We start from the raw sequence: 19,539 nt of genomic DNA on the forward strand, positions 1-19,539 counted from the left end.
CCTGTCGGTTAAAAAAGAACGGCGGAATCCATGATCCAAATCATCCAGGAATACTGGAAGAACTACCTCTTCACAGACGGCTACCGCATCACCGGTCTCGCGATCACGATGTGGCTGCTGGTCATCTCCATCGGCCTCGGCTTTTGTCTTTCGATACCGCTGTCGGTTGCGCGCGTCTCGAAGAACAAATTGCTCTCGCGTTCGGTGTGGCTGTATACGTACGTGTTTCGCGGCACGCCGCTCTACGTGCAGTTGCTGCTCTGCTACACGGGCCTATACAGCCTGCAGGTCGTGCGCGATCACATGCTGCTCGCCGACTTCTTCAAGAGCGGCATGAACTGCACGCTGCTCGCCTTCACGCTCAATACCTGCGCGTACACCACGGAAATCTTCGCCGGCGCGATCAAGGCGACGCCCTACGGTGAGATCGAGGCCGCGCGCGCGTATGGCATGTCGTCGTTCACGCTGTATCGGCGAGTGATTCTGCCTTCGGCGCTGCGCCGCGCGCTGCCGTACTACAGCAACGAGGTGATCCTCATGCTGCACGCGACCACCGTCGCGTTCACGGCGACCGTGCCGGACATTCTCAAGATTGCCCGCGATGTGAACTCGGCGACGTATCAGTCGTTCGAGGCGTTCGGCATTGCGGCCCTGCTCTATCTCGTCATTTCGTTCGCGCTCGTGTGGCTCTTTCGCCGCGCCGAGTATCGCTGGCTCGCGTACCTGCGGCCTCAAGGCAAATAAGTGGGCTGTTGAGCCGCAAGGACCCGTTCATGAATTCCAAGATGCACAAGCTTTTCGTCGACGACATCCACAAGCAGTACGGCAGCAATGAAGTGCTCAAAGGCGTTTCCCTCAAGGCGAATGCGGGCGATGTCATCAGCATCATCGGCTCGTCGGGTTCCGGCAAGAGCACGATGCTGCGCTGTATCAACTTCCTTGAACAGCCAAACCAAGGGCGCATTTTCGTCGATGGCGCCGAGCTGCGCACGCTGAAGGACAAGCACGGCGCGCTGAAGGTAGCCGACCAGAATCAATTGCGCGAAATGCGCTCCAAGCTGTCGATGGTGTTTCAGCACTTCAACCTGTGGTCGCACATGAACGTGCTCGAGAACGTCATGGAAGCGCCGGTGCACGTGCTCGGGCTCACGAAGAAGGAAGCGGAGGATCGCGCGCGGACCTATCTGGAGAAGGTCGGCCTCGCGCCGCGCGTGGAGAAGCAGTATCCGTCGCATTTGTCGGGCGGCCAGCAGCAGCGTGTGGCAATTGCGCGGGCGCTTGCCATGCATCCCGATGTCATGCTCTTCGACGAACCCACTTCCGCGCTCGATCCGGAACTCGTAGGCGAAGTGTTGAAGGTGATGCAGACGCTTGCCGAGGAAGGCCGCACGATGGTCGTCGTAACGCACGAAATGGCTTTCGCGCGCAATGTGTCGAATCACGTGGTGTTTCTGCATCAAGGGCGCATCGAGGAGGAAGGCCAGCCGGATATCGTGTTCGGCAGCCCGAAGAGCGAGCGGCTCAAGCAGTTTCTATCTGGCAGTCTCAAGTAAGTCCTTTCCCCTTCCCTTCCTTTCTAAAAGCGCCCGTGAGGCGCTTTTTTTTTCGCCCTCGCCAAGCGGGTCATGCCTTATCGGTAAGCTTTTCTCGCACTAGCGCTGCCGTGCACGTCCGTCAATAGGCGTGAAACCCGACTCCAGACGCGCTCCGCAACTGAAGCCTTATGCCACAAGGCTTTGCGGGCGATTTCCCAAGCTATGGGTAGTACACCTACCACATTGGCATTGCGTTTTTGACACAATCCTTTGCAGATCGTCAATTTTCTTTGGCGCTCATGACGTATTTTGATAGATTGCTACTCAAAGTAACAAAACGAACCGCAAAAAAAGTAGTTTTACTTCAAAAGATAAGAAAACGGAGGCAGACGCCCATCGACGGATCGGCGTCGGCATCGCGCACACGAAGCGCGACTCGCCCACGAGGATCATCGCCCTTGCGTGTCCTTCCTCCAAAAACGATTTCCGGTTGGATGCGCTCGCATCGAACCACACGGCAGCACTTGGGTTCCATTTATTGACAGGGTTGGAGGAGATGATGAAGAAAGCTTTGCTCGCGGCAGCAGCACTGCTGACGTTCAGCGCGGTGGCTCAGGCTCAAAGCAGCGTGACGCTGTATGGTCGCCTGGACGCAGGGCTTGAATATATGAACGGCGTGCCGACAGGCACAGGTCCCGGAGGCCAGGCCACCGGTTCCACCCACCGTTTCCGCGCGGAAAGCGGCGACTGGGGCACGAGCTTGTGGGGTATGAAGGGCGTCGAAGATCTGGGTGGCGGCTATCGCGCCGTGTTCCAGTTGGAAGGCAGCTTCAACACCATGACGGGTCAGGGCCCGGGCAACAACGGCATCTTCAATCGCTGGGCAACCGTCGGCGTCGCCAACAACCAGTTCGGTACGCTCTTGCTGGGCCGCGAACTGTTCATCGCGAACGGCGTGTGGGACTTCGATCCGTTCGGCCAGTCGAACTGGTCGTCGGCATCGCTGGTGCGTGGTCGTAACTGGCCGCAATCGAGCAACAACATTTCGTACCAGTCGCCGAAGTTCGCGGGCTTTGACTTCTACGGTCAGTACGCGCTGTCGAACGCGACGAACTTCAACGGTAACGGCACGACGCCGCAAGGCCGCGAAGGTGGTGCTTACATCACCTACACGACGCCTCTGTTCCAGATTCGCGGTATGTACGATGAAATCCGCAACCCGGGCAACGGTCTGCTGGGCGGCGCGTACAACGCGGTCAACGGCGGCGCGGCAAACGCGGATCAGAGCAACGGCAACGGCGTCTACGCTTACTCGCGCGAGTACACGGCGATGTTCAACGTGTTCCTCGGTCAGTTCAAGATCCAGGGCGCTTACCAGGCTATCCGCTCGTCCGGCATGACGGGACAGTTGCCCGGCCAGCCGACCACGCTCGACCACGAATGGGGTGGCGTGACGTGGCAAGCCACGCCGGCCGCAGCCCTTATCGCGGCGGTGTATCACGTGAACGGCAACAACGGCGCCGGCAACGCGAACATCTACACGATCGGCGGCTCGTACAACCTGTCCAAGCGCACCTTGCTGGACATCCAGGTGGCAACGGCGCAAAACAGCAAGGCCGCGAACTACGGTCTGAATGCCAACAACTACGGCACGGGAACGGCAACGGACAATCCGCTGCCGGGACACAGCCAGACTGGCGTGTATGCAGGCATCCAGCACTCGTTCTAAGCAACGAGGCTGAACAAAGAAAAAAGCTTCATCGAGTTTTCACGCTGCTGCGAGAGGCGCGTATCGGTGCGGTGCCCGAAAGGGTATCGCACCGTTTTTTATTGGGGCGATGAATGCGCTCGCCTTCGCGACATTAAGTATCAGATTGACAAACAAAACGACAAAAAGCTGGATTCGAAAAAAGTAGTTCTCCTTCAAAATTCAAACATCTGACGATTGATCTTCATGCAACAGGTGAGGATCGGTTGCTCGGTTCTGTAGTTTGAATTCAAAAAGGAGTGTTGGGGGATGATAAAGAAGTCTTTGATCGCGGCTGCCGCCTTGTTGTCGTTTAGCGCCGCGAGTTTCGCGCAGAGCAGTGTCACGCTGTTTGGCCGTCTGGACGCGGGCCTCGAATATATGAACGGCGTGCAAAACGCCGCCGGAACGGGATCGGCCAATCGCTTCAGGGCCGAAAGCGGCGACTGGGGCACGAGCCTGTGGGGCATGAAGGGCGCAGAGGATCTCGGCGGCGGCAATCGCGCCGTGTTCCATCTGGAAGGCAGCTTCAACACCATGAACGGGTCGGGTTCGACCGCCGGCATCTTCAATCGCTGGGCGACGATCGGCGTCGAGAACGATCGATACGGCACCTTCCTGCTCGGCCGCGAACTGTTCATCTCGAACAGCGTGTGGGACTTCGATCCGTTCGGACAGTCGAACTGGTCGTCGGCATCGTTGGTGCGCAGTCGCAACTGGCCGCAATCGAGCAACAACGTTTCGTATCAGTCGCCGAAGATCGCGGGGTTCGACTTTTACGGCCAGTACGCGCTGTCGAACGCCACTAGCTGGAACGGCAACGGTTCGACGAAGCAGGGACGTGAGGCCGGTGCCGCGATCACCTATACGGCCCCGCTCTTCCAGATTCGCGGTCTGTACGATGAAATCCGCAATCCGGCTAACGGCACGCTTGGCGGAAGTTACGCGGACAGCAACGGCGTCTACTCCTACTCGCGCGAGTACACGGCGATGGTCAACGTGTTCCTCGGCCAGTTCAAGATTCAGGGCGCGTATCAGGCAATCCGTTCGTCGGGCATGACGGGCCAGTTGCCCGGTCAGCCGACCACGCTCGATCACGAATGGGGCGGTGTGACGTGGCAAGCCACGCCAGCCGCGGCGTTGATCGCGGCGGTGTATCACGTGAACGGCAACAACGGTGCGGGCAATGCGACCATGTATTCGCTGGGCGGCTCGTATAGCTTGTCCAAACGCACGTTGCTCGATCTGCAAGTGGCCACCGTGCGCAACAGTAAGACAGCGAACTACGGCTTGAATGCCAACGACTTCGGGTCGTCGCCTGGAACGGACAACCCGCTGCCCGGGCGCAGTCAAACTGGCGTGTATGCGGGGATTCAGCACTCGTTTTGAGTGAAAAGCTGAGATGCGGTGCCGTAAAAAAGCATCGCATCGTCCTGGAGAGGCGAGCTAGCCTTGCTTCGTCTTGTATGTGACGAACGCGACTCCGCGCGCACTCTCATAAAGAGCGCCGTACGGCTCCGAGCGCTTCGGCTAGTCTCGCGACGCTTTTGAAAACGGAGTTCGCAGCGTCAAGCCGACAAAGCCGCATACGAAAAAGCGCCTCCATGAAAAACACCCCAAAGGCTGGATCGATGTCCAACTTTTGGGGTGCAGTTCATTCTTCGGCGCCTTTTTTCAATCGAACAAGACGCACCCTACTCCCGCGCCGCGCCCGATGCCCCGTGGCTCAACCAATCCAGCACGGCCGCCGCATCGTCATCACTCGATTCACGCGCCTTCGTCACCGTCTCGCTCAGCGTCGCGCCCGGTTGCGGCGCGGCACGGCGAATAGCCACGCCGACAGCGAGAATATCGATGATCACGAGGTGCAGAATGCGCGAGATCATCGAGAGTTGCGACTCGCGTATTTCGATGTGATCCGTCTCCAGCGCCACCGTCGCGCGCTTGGCGAGCGGCGTGTTGCTCGACGTGATCGCAATGACCGTCGCGCCTTGCTGCATCGCCACTTCCAGCACGCGCAGCAGTTCGGGCGCGCGGCCCGATTTCGACACGGCCACGATCACATCGCCCTTGCCGAGCAATGCAGCCGACGCCGCCTGCATGTACAGATCGCCATAAGCGATAGTCGGGATGCCGAAACGGAAAAACTTGTAGTGCGCGTCCTGCGCGACGATATTCGAATTGCCGAGCCCGTAGAACTCGATACGCCGCGCGCCGTTCAGAATCTCGATTGCGCGCTCCACGTTCTCGAAGTTCAGATGCTCGCGCAGCTGCAAAATGGCCGACACGGTGTTGTCGAGCACCTTCGCGCCGAAATCGGTGGCGGTGTCGCCGAGATGCACCTGGCTGTGGCTCATCGGAATGGTGCCAGTCAGCCCGGTCGCAAGCTTGAGCTTGAAATCCGACAGCCCCTGGCAGCCGAGCGAGCGGCAAAAACGAATCACCGTGGGCTGGCTCACGTCCGCCTTGCGCGCGATATCGATGATCGGATCGCTGATGATCGAACGCGGATGGTTCAGCGCGAGATCCGCCACGCGCCGCTCGGCCGGCGTGAGCGCGTCACGCATCTGGCGGATGCGCTCGAACACCGCCGACGAACCGCTATTCGCACGGTTCGACAACTGCTCGGACAAAATAGCCGAGACGCCGAGAAACGCCGGATATTCCGCCGTGATGATGTAAGTCGGAATGCTCGACAGATACTGCGAGAAACGTCCTTTCGACTCGAAGCGCGCGCGAAACGGCGACTTGTGAAAGAGTTCGCCGAGTTTGAGCACCACGCCGCCGCCAATATAGATGCCGCCGAGCGCGCCCAACGTCACCGCGATATTGCCCGAGAACGTGCCGAGAATGCTGCAGAAGCAGTTGACCGCTTCGAGCGCGAGCGCTTCGCCGGCATGCGCGCGATTCGTGACTTCGGCGCTCGTGAAATCCTCGGCGACATCTATCTCATCGCGCTCCGCGAACGCGCGGTAAATCAGCTCCAGCCCCGGCCCCGCCGACACGCGCTCGAACGAGACATGCGCAAACTTGCGGCGCGCATAGCGCATGACGAGGTCTTCGTTCTCGTCGAACGGAGAAAACGTGGCGTGACCGCCTTCGCTGCCGAGCGCGATCCAGCGGTCATCGGCGGGAATGAGGCCCGACACGCCCAAGCCCGTGCCCGGCCCGAGCAGACCGATCACGCTGTTTTGCCGGCGCGAACCGCCGCCGACCTGTTCGCGCTGCGCATCGGTGAGACCGGGCAGCGCCATGGCCAGCGCGGTGAAGTCGTTCACGACGAGCAAGGTATCGAAACCGAGCGCGCGGCGCGTCGCTTCGATCGAAAAGCTCCAGTCGTGATTGGTCATCTTCACGTGATCGCCGTCGACCGGATTGGCGATCGCAATCGCCGCGTGATTCACGCGTGCGACCTTCGTGTCCTTCAGATACTGCTGCATCACTTCCGCGATGCCCGGGTAATCCGCGCCCGGATACACGCGAATCTGCCCGATCTCGCCGGGGCCCGTCTCCAGCGCGAAGCGCGCGTTGGTGCCACCGATGTCGGCGAGCAATCTCGGTCCGTCGGCGTGCTGGTTCGCGGCGGGCGCGGCCTTGCTATGCACACCAGTAGACATCGAGCTTCACTCCTTCTGCGTTGGCCAGGGTCGAGATGGCGTTCTTTTGCGGCGCGGCAAGCGCCGCGTTCAAGACGTCGAGTTTTTTCTGGCCGGAGATGAAGAGATACAACTGCTTCACCTGCTTGAGCGCGGACATCGACAGGCTCACGCGCGCGTGCGGCGCCTTGCCCGGATGCACCGCGACGAAGCGGTCCTGCGTCGAAATGGCGAAGTCCCATTCGGGCGCGTCGGCGAAGATGGATGCCGTGTGGCCGTCCTCGCCCATGCCGAGCACGACGACATCGGGCAGATGGCGGCGCGGGTCGGCGTTGAGTTCGGCGACATGCGCTTCGAGCGGCTTCGAGACATCCACGAGCGGCAGAAAATGCGCCGCCGCGGCCGCGTTCTGCAGCACCGTTTCGTGCGCGAAGCGCGAATTGCTGTCGGGATCTGTGTCGGGCACCCAGCGGTCGTCGACGAGCGTCACGTCGATATGCGCCCAGTCGAGCGGCTCGTGCGAAAGCGCCGCGAGAAACGGGCGCGGGCTCGAACCGCCGGAAACGGCGAGCGTTGCGTGAGGGGTTTGCGTGGCCGCGGTTGCCGCGAGCGTTGCCTTCAGCGCGTCGCTGACGGCGTTCGCCAGCGCGTCCGAATGGGCGCGCGGATCGTCGAAAGTGCGAAGCTCGATCACTGCTCCTCCTGCTTGTCTGGTTTGTCGACCCGCTCTTTTTCGATGCCCCGAGCGGTTGCTTATAGCTTGCTTATGTTGTTTCGCGCTGCCGCCAGGCGACCGCGCGACGCCATCAATTCTCTTCTTCGAGCCAGCACGTGCCATGTTGCGCCAGCATCGCGCTCGATGCCGCCGGTCCCCACGTGCCAGCCGCGTAAGGCTTTGGCTTGCTCATCGGCTGGGCCCACGCGTTCAGGATCGGTTCGACCCAGCGCCACGCCGCTTCCTGCTCGTCGCGCCGCACGAAGAGCGCGAGGCGACCGTGGATCACATCGAGCAAAAGACGCTGATACGCCTCCATCTGCCCTTCCTTGAAGAACTGATCGAACGCGAGGTCGAGGTGAACGCTCGCGAGATTCATGCCTTCGCCGGGCTGCTTGGCAAGGCAATATAGTCTGATGGTTTCGTTCGGCTGCAAGCGGATGACGAGACGGTTCGCGCCCGCGCGCAAGGCGTTCGCGCCGAGCGCCGAATGCGGCACCGCGCGAAAGTTGACGACGATCTCCGCGACGCGGTCCGCGAGCCGCTTGCCCGTGCGCAGGAAGAACGGCACGCCTGCCCAGCGCCAGTTCTCAATTTCAACTTTCAGCGCGACGAAGGTCTCCGTCGTGCTGTCCGGACGCACACCCTTTTCCGTTGCATACGCCGGCACGGCAGCACCGCGTATCACGCCCGCGTGATACTGACCGCGCACCGCGACGCGGCTGATGTCGCGTTCATCCACGGGCTTGAGTGCGCGCAGCACACGCAGCTTTTCGTCGCGCACGGAGTCGGAATCCATCGAGTGCGGCGGTTCCATCGTCACGATGGAAAGCAGTTGCAGCAAGTGGTTCTGCACCATGTCGCGCAGCGCGCCGGTGTTGTCGTAGAAGTCGCCGCGCGCCTCCACGCCCAGTTCTTCCGCAATGGTGATCTGAATGCTTTCGACCCATTCGCGCCGCCACAGCGGCTCGAAGAGCGCATTGCCGAAGCGCAGCGCGAGCAGATTCTGCACCGGTTCCTTGCCGAGGTAATGGTCGATCCGGTAGATCTGCTCTTCCTGGAAGATTTCGCCGACGGCGTCGTTGATTGCGTTCGACGACTCGAGGTCGTAGCCAAGCGGCTTTTCGAGCACGATGCGCGCGTTCTGGTTCAGGCCGACGTCCGCGAGCGCGCGGCAGATCGGCACGAACAGCGACGGTCCGGTGGCCAGATAAAACACGCGCGTGCCTTCGTACTGGGCCATGACATCGCGCAATACGACGAAGTCTTCCGCGCGCCCGAGGTCAAGCTGCACGTATTGAATGCGCTCGAGAAAACTGCGCCACGCGGCTTCGTCCAGACCGTTCTTCGAGACATGCGGCTTCACGTGCTCTTCGACCCAGGCGAGATATTCGCCCGGTTCCTGCGCGCCGCGCGCCACCGCGACGATTCTGCCGGCGGGCGCAAGCATGTTCGCGCGATGCGCCTCGAAGAGCGCGGGGAGAATCTTGCGCATCGACAAGTCGCCGGTCCCGCCGAAGAGAACGAAAGTGAAATTCGAGTCGCTTTGCATGAGTCTCCAGGCCGGTTCACTGACGTCGGTGAGGAAGCGCACGAAGGCGCCCGTAGTCCGATAAAATTTTTTTTGACACTGAATTGTAGTTTAACTACAATTCAAATCAAGAGGAAATGTCATCCGGGAAAAAATGGCTTGTCAATCAGAAGATGAGTGTTTTCCCTAGGGCGTCTCTGAGCGCATGTTAACGGACTCCGCGCATCGCTGCTTTCAATGGCCCGAGCGCGTTTTGTCTGTCAGCAAAAATCAAAAGAGGAGACTGTCGTTGCGATTCAACCCACTCGTCTCTTGAGAGCCGTGCGGCCGTCAATCGGTACCGCCGGCTTTCGCGCGTCCTCGTTCACCGCTGCACGCGCGTTCTTCTGCGACACCGCCGATTCCCCGGTCATCCACGTTTTGCCCGTTTTTCCAACCGCGCTTCCTGGCGACATCAGGAGCCAATCGTTTCTTGTTAGGTGTCTGGAGGAGATAAACAATGAAAGTCCGTAAGCTCATGGGCGCGCTGTGCGCCGCAGGTCTTCTGTGCGGCGCGACGGCGTCGGCGGTTCAAGCTGCCGAAGCGGTTTCCGTGCTGCACTGGTGGACGTCGGGCGGCGAATCCAAGGCAGTCGGCGTGCTCAAGGACGACATGACGAAGCAGGGTTACACCTGGAAGGACTTCGCCGTCGCAGGTGGCGCGGGCGCTGCCGCGATGACCGCGCTCAAGACTCAGGTGATCTCGGGCAACGCGCCGTCGGCGGCACAGATCAAGGGTCCGTTGATCCAGGAATGGTCGGAGCAAGGCGTGCTCGTGCCGATCGATTCCATTGCCGGCGACTGGAAGAAGAACCTGCCGCCTGAAATCGACAAGATCATCCACGCAGACGGCCACTATGTCGCCGCGCCCTTCTCGGTGCATCGCGTGAACTGGCTCTACATCAACAAGGCTGCGCTGGACAAGGCGGGCGGCAAGGTGCCGACCACCTGGGCCGAGTTCTTCCAGGTCGCCGACAAGATGAAGGCCGCGGGCATCATGCCGATCGCCATGGGCGGTCAGCCGTGGCAAGACCTGACCTTGTGGGAAGACGTCGTGCTGTCGCAAGGCTCGGACTTCTACAAGAAGGCCATCGTCGATCTGGATCAGAAGACGCTGACCTCGGACAAGATGGTTCAGGTGTTCGACACCGTGCGCAAGATTCAGGGTTACTTCGATAACGGCCGCACCGGCCGCGACTGGAACCTCGCCACGGCCATGGTCATCAACGGCAAGGCGGGCATGCAGTTCATGGGCGACTGGGCGAAGGGCGAATTCGCCGGCGCCAACAAGAAGTCGGGTACGGACTACATCTGCGCCGCGGTGCCGGGCACGGAGAAGGCCTACACCTTCAACGTCGACTCGTTCGTGTTCTTCCAGCAGAAGGGCCAGAAGACCGCGACGCCGGGCCAGCTCGCGCTCGCGAAGACCATCATGACGCCGGAGTTCCAGGAACAGTTCAGCCTGAACAAGGGTTCCATTCCGGTTCGTCTCGGCGTGAACATGGACAAATTCGACGACTGCGCGAAGAAGTCGTACTCGGATGAACAAGCGGCGATCAAGGGTGGCGGCTACGTGCCGTCGCTGGCTCACGGCATGGCTCAGGGCGATGCCACCGCCGGCGCCATCACCGACGTCGTCACGAAGTTCATGAACTCGTCGCAAGACTCGAAGAGCGCGGTGCAAGCGCTTTCGAACGCAGCGAAGACGAAGTAAGCAAGCCGTAACGGCGGCCCGTGGCGCACCTGCGCGCGGGCCGCTTCAAGCATTCGAACGCGCTCAAACGCCATACGAAGCAAAGCCATTGGCTCACGCGCACAAACAAGCGTATCCAAACGCCGGCGCATTACCAGGAGTCGAGTTGTGACTGCCTCCCTAAGCGGTACCGCGGAAAAACGTCCGCATCAGCCTCGCCGCGCGTCCGCGACGGCGGCGCTTGCCGATCGATGGATTCCGAAGCTGGTGCTTGCTCCCAGCATCTTGATCGCGCTGATCTTCGTGTACGGGTTCATCCTCATCACGGGCTATCTGTCGCTCACGAATTCGCGGCTCATGCCGCGCTACGAGTTCTCCGGCCTCGACCGATACCGGCAACTCTTCGACAACGACGTCTGGTGGACGTCCGCCGCCAATCTCGGCTGGTTCGGCATTCCGTTCATCGCAATCTGCGTCGGACTCGGTCTCTTTCTGGCCATCCTGCTCGACCAGAGAATCCGCAACGAAGGCGCGCTGCGCGCGATCTTTCTCTATCCGATGGCGCTCTCGTTCATCGTGACGGGCACGGCGTGGCAGTGGATTCTCAACCCGAGCCTCGGCATCGAGAAAGTGCTGCACGACTGGGGCTGGACGAGCTTTTCGTTCGACTGGCTCGGCAATCCGGACAAGGCGATCTTTTGCGTCGTGATCGCGGCGGTGTGGCAGTCGAGCGGCTTCGTGATGGCGCTTTTCCTCGCCGGCCTGCGCGGCGTGGACAGCGAAATCTTCAAGGCTGCGCAGATGGACGGCGCGGGCTTGCCGACCATCTACCGCAAGATCGTGATTCCGAGCATGCGCCCGGTGTTCTTCTCCGTGCTGCTGATTCTCTGCCACATCACCATCAAGACGTTCGACCTGGTCGTCGCGTTGACGGCGGGTGGTCCTGGCACGTCGTCGTCGCTGCCCGCCATCTTCATGTACACGTTCTCGTTCAATCGCGGCCAACTCGGCGTAGGCGCCGCTTCGTCGATGATGATGCTCGCCACCGTCGTCGCCGTGCTCGTGCCGCTCATGTATCTGGAATCGAGGAGCACCCGCAATGCAGCCTAAGATGACGATCAGCCGCACCGTCATTTATGCGGTGCTGATTCTGTTTGCGCTTTACTTCCTGTTCCCGATCTACGTCATGCTCTCGACGTCCTTCAAGGACCTCGATCAGCTTCGTACCGGCAATCTGCTCACGCCGCCCACGCACTTCACCTTCGCGCCGTGGGTCAAGGCGTGGCAGGAAGCTTGTACCGGCGTGCGTTGTGACGGCATGCAGCCGTTCTTCATGAACTCGGTGCGCATGGTGATTCCGGCCGTGCTGCTCTCGTCGATCATCGGCGCGTTCAACGGCTACGTGCTCACGCACTGGCGTTTCCGTGGCGCGGATGCGTTCTTCACCATGCTGCTCGTGGGCTGCTTCATCCCGTTCCAGGCCATTCTTCTGCCGATGGCGCGGCTGCAAGGCATGCTCGGCCTCTCGAACACGACCTCGGGCCTCGTGCTCGTGCACGTGATCTACGGCATTGCGTTCACGACCATGTTCTTCCGCAACTTCTACGTCAGCATTCCGGCTGAACTGGTGAAGGCGGCGCGCATCGACGGCGCGGGTTTCTTCACCATCTTCACGAAGATCCTGCTGCCGGTGTCGTTGCCCATTTTCATGGTGTGCCTGATCTGGCAATTCACGCAGATCTGGAACGACTTCCTGTTCGGCATCGTGTTTTCGGGCGTCGATTCGATGCCGATCACGGTGGCGCTCAACAACCTCGTGAACACATCCACGGGCGTGAAGGAATACAACGTCGACATGGCGGGCGCGATCATCGCGGCCTTGCCGACGATTCTCGTCTACATGATCGCGGGACGCTATTTCGTGCGCGGCCTGACAGCCGGCGCGGTGAAGGGTTGATCGCCATTTTCGCGGTCCCTTTCCGGCCAAGACAAACATAGAGGATTCACATGGCAAGCCTTTCCATCCGTGACGTGTATAAGACCTACCCGAACGGGGTGCCGGTTCTCAAGGGCGTCAACATCGACATCGAGGACGGACAGTTCCTGATTCTCGTCGGCGGCTCGGGTTGCGGCAAATCGACCTTGCTCAACATGATCGCGGGTCTCGAAACCGTGACGCGCGGCGACATCATGATCGACGGCAAGACGGTCAACAATCTCTCGCCGAAGGACCGCGACATCGCGATGGTGTTCCAGTCCTACGCGCTCTACCCTTCCATGAGCGTGCGCGAGAACATCTCGTTCGGCCTCAATATCCGCAAGGTGCCGAAGGACGAGCAGAAGAAGATCGTCGACCGCGTGTCGGAGACGCTGCAGATCGGTCATCTGCTCGACCGCAAGCCCGGTCAGTTGTCGGGCGGTCAGCGTCAGCGCGTGGCAATGGGCCGTGCGCTCGCACGCGATCCCGTCATGTTCCTGTTCGACGAGCCGCTGTCCAACCTCGACGCGAAGCTGCGTATCGAGATGCGCTCGGAAATCAAGCTGCTGCATCAGCGTCTGGGCACGACCATCGTCTACGTCACGCACGATCAGATCGAAGCGATGACGCTTGGCGACCGTATCGCGGTGATGAAGGACGGCATCGTGCAGCAGTTCGGCGCGCCGCAGGAAATCTACGACTCGCCCTCGAACCTGTTCGTCGCGGGCTTTATCGGCGCTCCTCCGATGAACTTCATCACCGGCAAACTGGTGGAAGCGGGTTCGGGCGTCGGCCTGCAGATCGACACGGGCGTGACGAAGAAGGTGCTGAACCTGCCGTTCGAAGCGAGCCGTTTGCGCGGCAAGGTCGGCCAGGACGTGATTCTTGGGCTGCGCCCGGAGCGTATCACCGACGCGCGTAACGCCCACAACGCGGACGACGCGCGCATGCAGCCCATCGACGTGCTGGTGGACGTGATCGAGCCGACCGGTCCGGACACGCTGCTCTTCGCGCAAGTGAACGGCAAGCGTATCGTGGCGCGCGTGCACCCGGCGTCGAACCCGCAACCGGCTTCGAACATGACTTTGCTGTTCGATGTGTCGAAGGCTGTGTTGTTCGACCCGCAGACGGAAGACCGGCTGGCCTGAGTTTCAGGCTTCGTCTTCGTTCGTGGAGAGCCGCGCGACATGCGCGGCTTTTTTGTTTTTGCTGATTTTTCAGCCCGATTTCCATGGGCGATGCCAGAAGCAGGCACAATCGGCATATGAAAACCTCTCTGCACCGTACATGAGTCTGCTTTCGTCGCAACCCGCTCTCGCCTGGCCTTCGGGTCAGCAATCCGATCCGTTCATCGGTCTCGAATCGCTCGACGATCCCAAGGTGCAAATCTGGGTCGATGCCCAGAACCGCCGCACCGAAGCCGCATTCGGCAACACGCCCGAGGCGCGCGCCCTCGCCTCGCAGCTCGAAAAGTCGTACACCTCGAAGGACCGCATCGTCACATGCTCGCGCTATGGCGAGTGGGGCTACAACACGTGGCAGGACGAAGCGCATCCGCTTGGCATCGTGCGGCGCACGCCGTGGAGCGCGTGGCTCGCGGGCACGCCCGAGTGGCAGATCATCCTCGACGTCGATGCGCTCGATCTCAATACCGACGAAACCGACGACACGCGCTGGGCGCTCGCCGACTTCGACATGCTCTACCCGACTTACAATCGCGCGCTCGTCAGCTTGTCGCCCGGCGGCTCGGACGCGTGCATGGTCCGCGAGTTCGATATCGAAGCACGCAGCTTTATCGAAAATGGCTTCGTGCTGCCGGATGTCGGCAAGCACGACATTTCGTGGATCGATCACGATACCTGCTACGTCGGCTGGGACGACAGCAAGCACAACAAGAAACCCGCGTTGACGACATCGGGTTTTCCGCGCCAGGCGCGTCGCTGGAAGCGCGGCACGCCGCTCGCGGATGCACCCGTGGTGTTCGAGGGCCAGCGTCGCGATGTCTCGGCGGGCGCGGATTACGATCCGCTCGAAAAGCTGCATCTCGCCTCGCGCGCGGTGACGTTCTACGACACACTGCACTTCTGGCTCGATGAAACCGCCAACGCGTGGCGTCAATACGATCTGCCGACGCACGTCGAAGTCGAGCACTGGAACGGCTGGCTGTTCGTCACGCCGCGCGAAGCGTGGAAGACGGGCGGCGTGCGTCACGAAGGCGGGACCTTGCTCGTCATCCGCCGTGACGCGTTTCTCGAAGGCGCGCGCGATTTCACGGTGCTGTTCAAGCCGTCGGACAGGCGCGTGCTCGCGGGCATCGACTTCACGAAGCATTGGCTGATCGCAAGCCAAATGGACGACGGCACGCCGCGCGTCACGCTCCTCGCGCCGCCCGCCGATTACAAGACGGCGTGGAACGCGCGCGATTTCGCGCTGCCCGAAGCGAGCCAGTCTTACGTCGATTCCATCGACAGCGAACGCGACGACACGGTGCTCATTCACGTCGAGCATTTTCTGATGCCGCCGTCGCTCTACTTCGCGGATCTTGCGAGCGATGCGCCCTGGCAACTGCTCGCACGTTTGCCCGCGCAGTTCGACGCGAGCGGCATGTCGGCGGTGCGTCATCACGCGATCGCGAAAGATGGCGAGCGCATTCCGTACTGGCTGATCGGCCGTGGCGCGGATGTGTCGACCGATGCGCGGCCTTGCCTGCTCTACGGCTATGGCGGCTTCGAAGTCGCGCTCGATCCGCATTACGATTCGACCACTGGCATTGCGTGGCTCGCGCGCGGCGGGCTGTTGGCCATCGCGAACATTCGCGGCGGCGGCGAATTCGGGCCGCAATGGCATCAGGCGGCGCTGCGCGAAAAGCGGCAAGTCTCGTTCGACGACTTCATCGCGGTGGCTAAAGCGCTGGTCGCGAGCGGCGTGACCACGGCCAGGCAGCTCGGCATTCGCGGCGGCAGTAACGGCGGTTTGCTCACCGGCGCGTGCATGGTGCAGCGGCCCGAGCTTTTCGGCGCGGTGCTGTCGGAAGTGCCGCTGCTCGACATGGCGCGTTTTCATTTGCTGCTGCAAGGCGCATCGTGGATCGACGAATACGGCGACCCCGACGATGCCGACGACCTGCGTCATCTGCTGGCGTATTCGCCGTATCAAAACGTGAAGGCGGATGTCGATTATCCGGCGTCGTTGTTCACGTCATCGACGGCGGACGACCGCGTGCATCCCGGTCACGCGCGCAAGATGGCCGCGAAGATGCAGGCGCAAGGGCACGAAAACGTCTGGTATCAGGAAACCGGCGAAGGCGGACACGGCGCGGGCGTGGAGCCGGAAGCCGTGGCGCAGGCGGAAGCGGCGGCATTTACGTTCCTGGCGATGAAGCTTGGGCCGCTCGGGTGACAGGTCGAACCGTTGACGCGAGAACGAAGTCCGAAAACCTCGCCAGGCGGCGAGGTTTTTTAATCGCGCAATGCGCCTCAAACCTTGACCGGCGCGGCATGCGAACGAAGCACCAACGTACGCCCGAGAAAAGTCAGCACGCCGCAAACCCCGATTACGATGCCCATGCCATGCGGCGATACATCGTGGAACAACCCGACCGCAAGACTCGATAGCGCGCCGAGCGCAAGCTGCATCGCACCGAAGACAGCGGCGGCCGCGCCCGCGTTGCGCGGATAGCGGTGCATCAGTTCCGTCGTGCAGTTCGCCGCGAGCAGGCCAACCACGCCGACCACGAAGAACAGACACACGACGATCGACCACAGCCCGCCCCAACCCGTCAGCGAAACGAGCGCGACGGCGAGCGCCGCGATCACGCTGACGAAGGCCGCGCCGGAGATCATCTTCATCGCGCCGAGGCGGCCGACGAGCTTCGTATTCAACACGTTCCCGCCAATGATGCCGACGATATTCAGCCCGAACAGCAGCCCGTAATACTGCGGCTTCACATGGAAATAATCGATGTAGACGAAGGGCGTCGCCGTGATGTACGCGAACATCGACGCGAACGCCATGCCGCCGCACATCATGTGGCCCCAGGTGACGGGGTCGCGCAACAAGTGCCCGTAAGCCGCGAACGAAGCGCCGAGCGCGGAGCCCGCGCGCTTTTCCTTCGGCCAGGTTTCGGGTACGCGCAGAAAAGCGGTGATGGAGCACGCCACGCCGAAGAGCGTGAGCGCGGCAAAGACCACGCGCCAACCGCCCAACAGCAGCAATTGCCCGCCGATCAACGGCGCGAGCAGCGGACCAATGGACGTAACGATGGACAGCATCGACAGCACGCGGGCGGCATCGGCGGGCGCGTGGGCATCGCGGGCGATGGCGCGCGCGAGCACGGAAGCCGCGCCCGCACCGAGCGCCTGCAGGAAGCGCACGAAAACGAGGGCGTCGATGGACCACGCCACCGCGCACGCGACGCTCGCAAGCGCGTACAGCGCAATGCCGCCGAGCAACACCGGCCGGCGGCCATAGGCGTCGGAAAGCGGGCCATAGAGCAACATGCCGAACGAGAAGCCGAACATGAAACTCGTGAGCGTGCTTTGCGCGGCGGCAGGCGTCGTGCCGAACGCGGCGGCGAGCGACGGCAGACTCGGCAGATACATGTCGATCGACAAGGGACCGCAGGCGGCGAGCGCGCCGAGCAACAGAATCAGCCGGCCATCGGGCCGGCGGGCAGTGGTGTCAGGCATTGGACTCGGAAAAGACGAAGGTGCAGAGCGGATGCCGCGCGCGTGCTACATCGGCGCCGGGCGAGGCCATTGTACGCGTCGATCCGCTAAGCTCCGGCTTTGAGCCATCCACTTATTCTCGTCAGACCCATGACCGCGTTTCTCCTGATCTGGAGCCCGAAGAAATGGCCGTGGCCCGAACTGCCCGACTGTGCGCGACGCGTGGCCGCAGGCGAAGCCGTCGCCGACGTCTGGGGCTGCGGCACCGCGCGCGGCCTCTTGCCGGGTGACCGCGTGTTCGTGCATCGCGTGACGCAGCAGCCGAAGGGCGTGTTCGCATCGGGCTACGTGACGCGCGCGCCCTACGAAGTGCCGGATGCGCACTCGAAGCGCGGATACCGGCTGTGCATCGATTTCGTGTACGACTGGCTCGTCGATGCGAACGAGCAAGTCGTCGTCACGCGCGACGAACTGCGCGCGCATCCGCTTTCCGTGCAGACGTGGGACGCGCAGAGTTCCGGCACGATCATCAAGCCGATGGCGGAAGGCGCGCTCGAAAAGCTGTGGACTGCGCGCACCGGGCGACGCGGGCGGCCGAACCCGCTCGAATATGACGACTCCGGTACAATTTGAAGCATGTTTTTCGCACCGGACCGCGCGTCGGCATCAACCGCGCGCCGCGCTTTTGCTACTTTGAACGGAGCGTCGAGTCCCTTGCGTATTTCGCATCCACAACCGTGCAGGCCTCATCCATGTCCAAGAATCAAGCCCTCTTCGAACGCGCTCAGCAAACCATTCCCGGCGGCGTAAATTCGCCGGTGCGCGCGTTCCGCTCGGTCGGCGGCACGCCGCGCTTCATCGAGCGCGCGGAAGGCCCGTACTTCTGGGACGCCGAGGGCAAGCGCTATATCGACTACATCGGCTCGTGGGGCCCGATGATTCTCGGCCACGTGCATCCCGAAGTGCTCGACGCCGTGCAGCGCGTGCTCGCCCACGGCTTCTCCTTCGGCGCGCCGACCGAGGCGGAAATCGAGATCGCCGAGGAAATCTGCAAGCTCGTGCCGTCGATCGAACAGGTGCGCATGGTGTCGAGCGGCACCGAAGCGACCATGAGCGCGCTGCGTCTCGCGCGCGGCTTCACGGACCGCAGCCGCATCGTCAAGTTCGAGGGTTGCTATCACGGTCACGCGGACAGTTTGCTCGTGAAGGCGGGTTCGGGCCTGCTCACGTTCGGCAATCCGACTTCGGCGGGCGTGCCCGCGGATATCGCGAAGCACACCACCGTGCTCGAGTACAACAACGTCGAGCAACTGAACGAAGCCTTCGCGGCGTTCGGCGCGGAGATCGCCTCGGTGATCGTGGAGCCGGTCGCGGGCAACATGAATCTCGTGCGCGCAACGCCCGAGTTCCTGAACGCACTGCGCGCGCGTTGCGACGAGTACGGCTCGGTCCTGATTTTCGACGAAGTGATGTGCGGCTTTCGCGTCGCGCTCGGCGGCGCGCAGCAGGTCTATGGCATCAAGCCCGACCTGACCTGCCTCGGCAAGGTGATCGGCGGCGGCATGCCGGCCGCGGCCTTCGGCGGGCGCCGGGACATCATGGCGCATCTCGCGCCGCTCGGCGGTGTGTATCAGGCAGGCACGCTGTCCGGCAATCCCATCGCGGTCGCGGCCGGGCTCAAGACCTTGCAGCTGATCCAGCGCCCCGGCTTCTACGACGACCTCGCGAAGCAGACGCGCAAGCTCGTCGATGGCCTGAGCGCCGCCGCGCGCGATGCCAAGGTGCCCTTCTCGGCCGACTCCATCGGCGGCATGTTCGGCCTTTACTTCGCCGAGCAGGTGCCGGTGAGCTTTGCCGAAGTCACGCAGGGCGACACGCGGCGCTTCAACGCGTTCTTTCACGCCATGCTCGATGCCGGCGTGTACTTCGCGCCATCGGCATTCGAAGCCGGTTTCGTCTCCAGCGCGCACGACGACGCCGTGATCGACGCAACCCTCGAAGCGGCGCGCGGCGCATTCGCGTCGCTCGCGGCTTGAAC

Annotated in this window: 15 protein-coding genes; 11 read left to right on the forward strand and 4 right to left on the reverse strand. The window is 62.0% G+C overall.

The window, feature by feature from the left end; all coding sequences use genetic code 11:
• Positions 1–30: 30 nt before the first annotated feature.
• The 4 genes from P9292_RS21625 to P9292_RS21640 all read left to right on the forward strand — a co-directional run bounded on the left by P9292_RS21625 (position 31) and on the right by P9292_RS21640 (position 4,671).
• Positions 31–744: an ABC transporter permease gene (locus P9292_RS21625; RefSeq protein ID WP_244827436.1), complete on the forward strand. Its 714-nt coding sequence runs from the start codon at positions 31–33 to the stop codon at positions 742–744.
• A 29-nt stretch (positions 745–773) separates the two neighbouring features.
• Positions 774–1,553, forward strand: a complete 780-nt coding sequence (locus P9292_RS21630; RefSeq protein WP_284503036.1) for an ABC transporter ATP-binding protein — start codon at positions 774–776, stop codon at positions 1,551–1,553.
• Positions 1,554–2,094: 541 nt separating this feature from the next.
• On the forward strand, positions 2,095–3,264 hold the full coding sequence (locus tag P9292_RS21635) for a porin (protein WP_244827992.1): 1,170 nt from the start codon (positions 2,095–2,097) through the stop codon (positions 3,262–3,264).
• A gap of 288 nt (positions 3,265–3,552) precedes the next feature.
• Positions 3,553–4,671 (forward strand): porin, encoded by a 1,119-nt coding sequence (locus P9292_RS21640; protein ID WP_409015183.1) that lies wholly within the window; start codon positions 3,553–3,555, stop codon positions 4,669–4,671.
• A 305-nt stretch (positions 4,672–4,976) separates the two neighbouring features.
• On the opposite strand, the gene P9292_RS21645 is transcribed toward P9292_RS21640, so the two are convergent.
• The 3 genes from P9292_RS21645 to zwf form a co-directional block, all read right to left on the reverse strand.
• Complete coding sequence (locus tag P9292_RS21645) at positions 4,977–6,899, reverse strand: bifunctional transcriptional regulator/glucokinase (protein WP_309961165.1); 1,923 nt, start codon at positions 6,897–6,899, stop codon at positions 4,977–4,979.
• Positions 6,880–7,572, reverse strand: coding sequence for a 6-phosphogluconolactonase (pgl, locus tag P9292_RS21650; RefSeq protein WP_250508764.1), 693 nt, complete (start codon positions 7,570–7,572; stop codon positions 6,880–6,882). The genes P9292_RS21645 and pgl overlap by 20 nt, the downstream gene beginning before the upstream one ends.
• A 112-nt stretch (positions 7,573–7,684) precedes the next feature.
• Entirely contained in the window at positions 7,685–9,145 is a 1,461-nt protein-coding gene (gene zwf / locus P9292_RS21655) for a glucose-6-phosphate dehydrogenase (RefSeq protein ID WP_250508763.1), read from the reverse strand.
• 478 nt (positions 9,146–9,623) lie between these two features.
• Here zwf and P9292_RS21660 point away from each other — a divergent pair, with 478 nt between their 5' ends.
• From P9292_RS21660 to P9292_RS21680, 5 genes are all read left to right on the forward strand, one after another.
• Positions 9,624–10,877, forward strand: coding sequence for an ABC transporter substrate-binding protein (locus P9292_RS21660; RefSeq protein ID WP_250463964.1), 1,254 nt, complete (start codon positions 9,624–9,626; stop codon positions 10,875–10,877).
• 147 nt (positions 10,878–11,024) lie between these two features.
• Positions 11,025–11,966 (forward strand): carbohydrate ABC transporter permease, encoded by a 942-nt coding sequence (locus tag P9292_RS21665; RefSeq protein ID WP_370652092.1) that lies wholly within the window; start codon positions 11,025–11,027, stop codon positions 11,964–11,966.
• Positions 11,956–12,813, forward strand: a complete 858-nt coding sequence (locus tag P9292_RS21670) for a carbohydrate ABC transporter permease (RefSeq protein ID WP_244827431.1) — start codon at positions 11,956–11,958, stop codon at positions 12,811–12,813. The genes P9292_RS21665 and P9292_RS21670 overlap by 11 nt, the downstream gene beginning before the upstream one ends.
• A 50-nt stretch (positions 12,814–12,863) precedes the next feature.
• Entirely contained in the window at positions 12,864–13,982 is a 1,119-nt protein-coding gene (locus P9292_RS21675) for an ABC transporter ATP-binding protein (RefSeq protein ID WP_244827430.1), read from the forward strand.
• 139 nt (positions 13,983–14,121) lie between these two features.
• Positions 14,122–16,233, forward strand: a complete 2,112-nt coding sequence (locus tag P9292_RS21680; RefSeq protein ID WP_309961168.1) for a prolyl oligopeptidase family serine peptidase — start codon at positions 14,122–14,124, stop codon at positions 16,231–16,233.
• 77 nt (positions 16,234–16,310) lie between these two features.
• Here the strand turns inward: P9292_RS21680 and P9292_RS21685 are convergent, their stop codons facing one another.
• Complete coding sequence (locus P9292_RS21685; RefSeq protein ID WP_250463959.1) at positions 16,311–17,522, reverse strand: Bcr/CflA family multidrug efflux MFS transporter; 1,212 nt, start codon at positions 17,520–17,522, stop codon at positions 16,311–16,313.
• 129 nt (positions 17,523–17,651) lie between these two features.
• On the opposite strand from P9292_RS21685, the gene P9292_RS21690 reads away from it, so the two are divergent.
• Positions 17,652–18,134 (forward strand): hypothetical protein, encoded by a 483-nt coding sequence (locus tag P9292_RS21690; protein WP_244827427.1) that lies wholly within the window; start codon positions 17,652–17,654, stop codon positions 18,132–18,134.
• Between the two features lie 119 nt (positions 18,135–18,253).
• Positions 18,254–19,537, forward strand: a complete 1,284-nt coding sequence (gene hemL / locus P9292_RS21695) for a glutamate-1-semialdehyde 2,1-aminomutase (RefSeq protein ID WP_250492033.1) — start codon at positions 18,254–18,256, stop codon at positions 19,535–19,537.
• Positions 19,538–19,539 lie beyond the last annotated feature (2 nt).

This window comes from Caballeronia sp. LZ001, from assembly GCF_031450875.1.
In the GTDB taxonomy this organism is placed as follows: domain Bacteria; phylum Pseudomonadota; class Gammaproteobacteria; order Burkholderiales; family Burkholderiaceae; genus Caballeronia.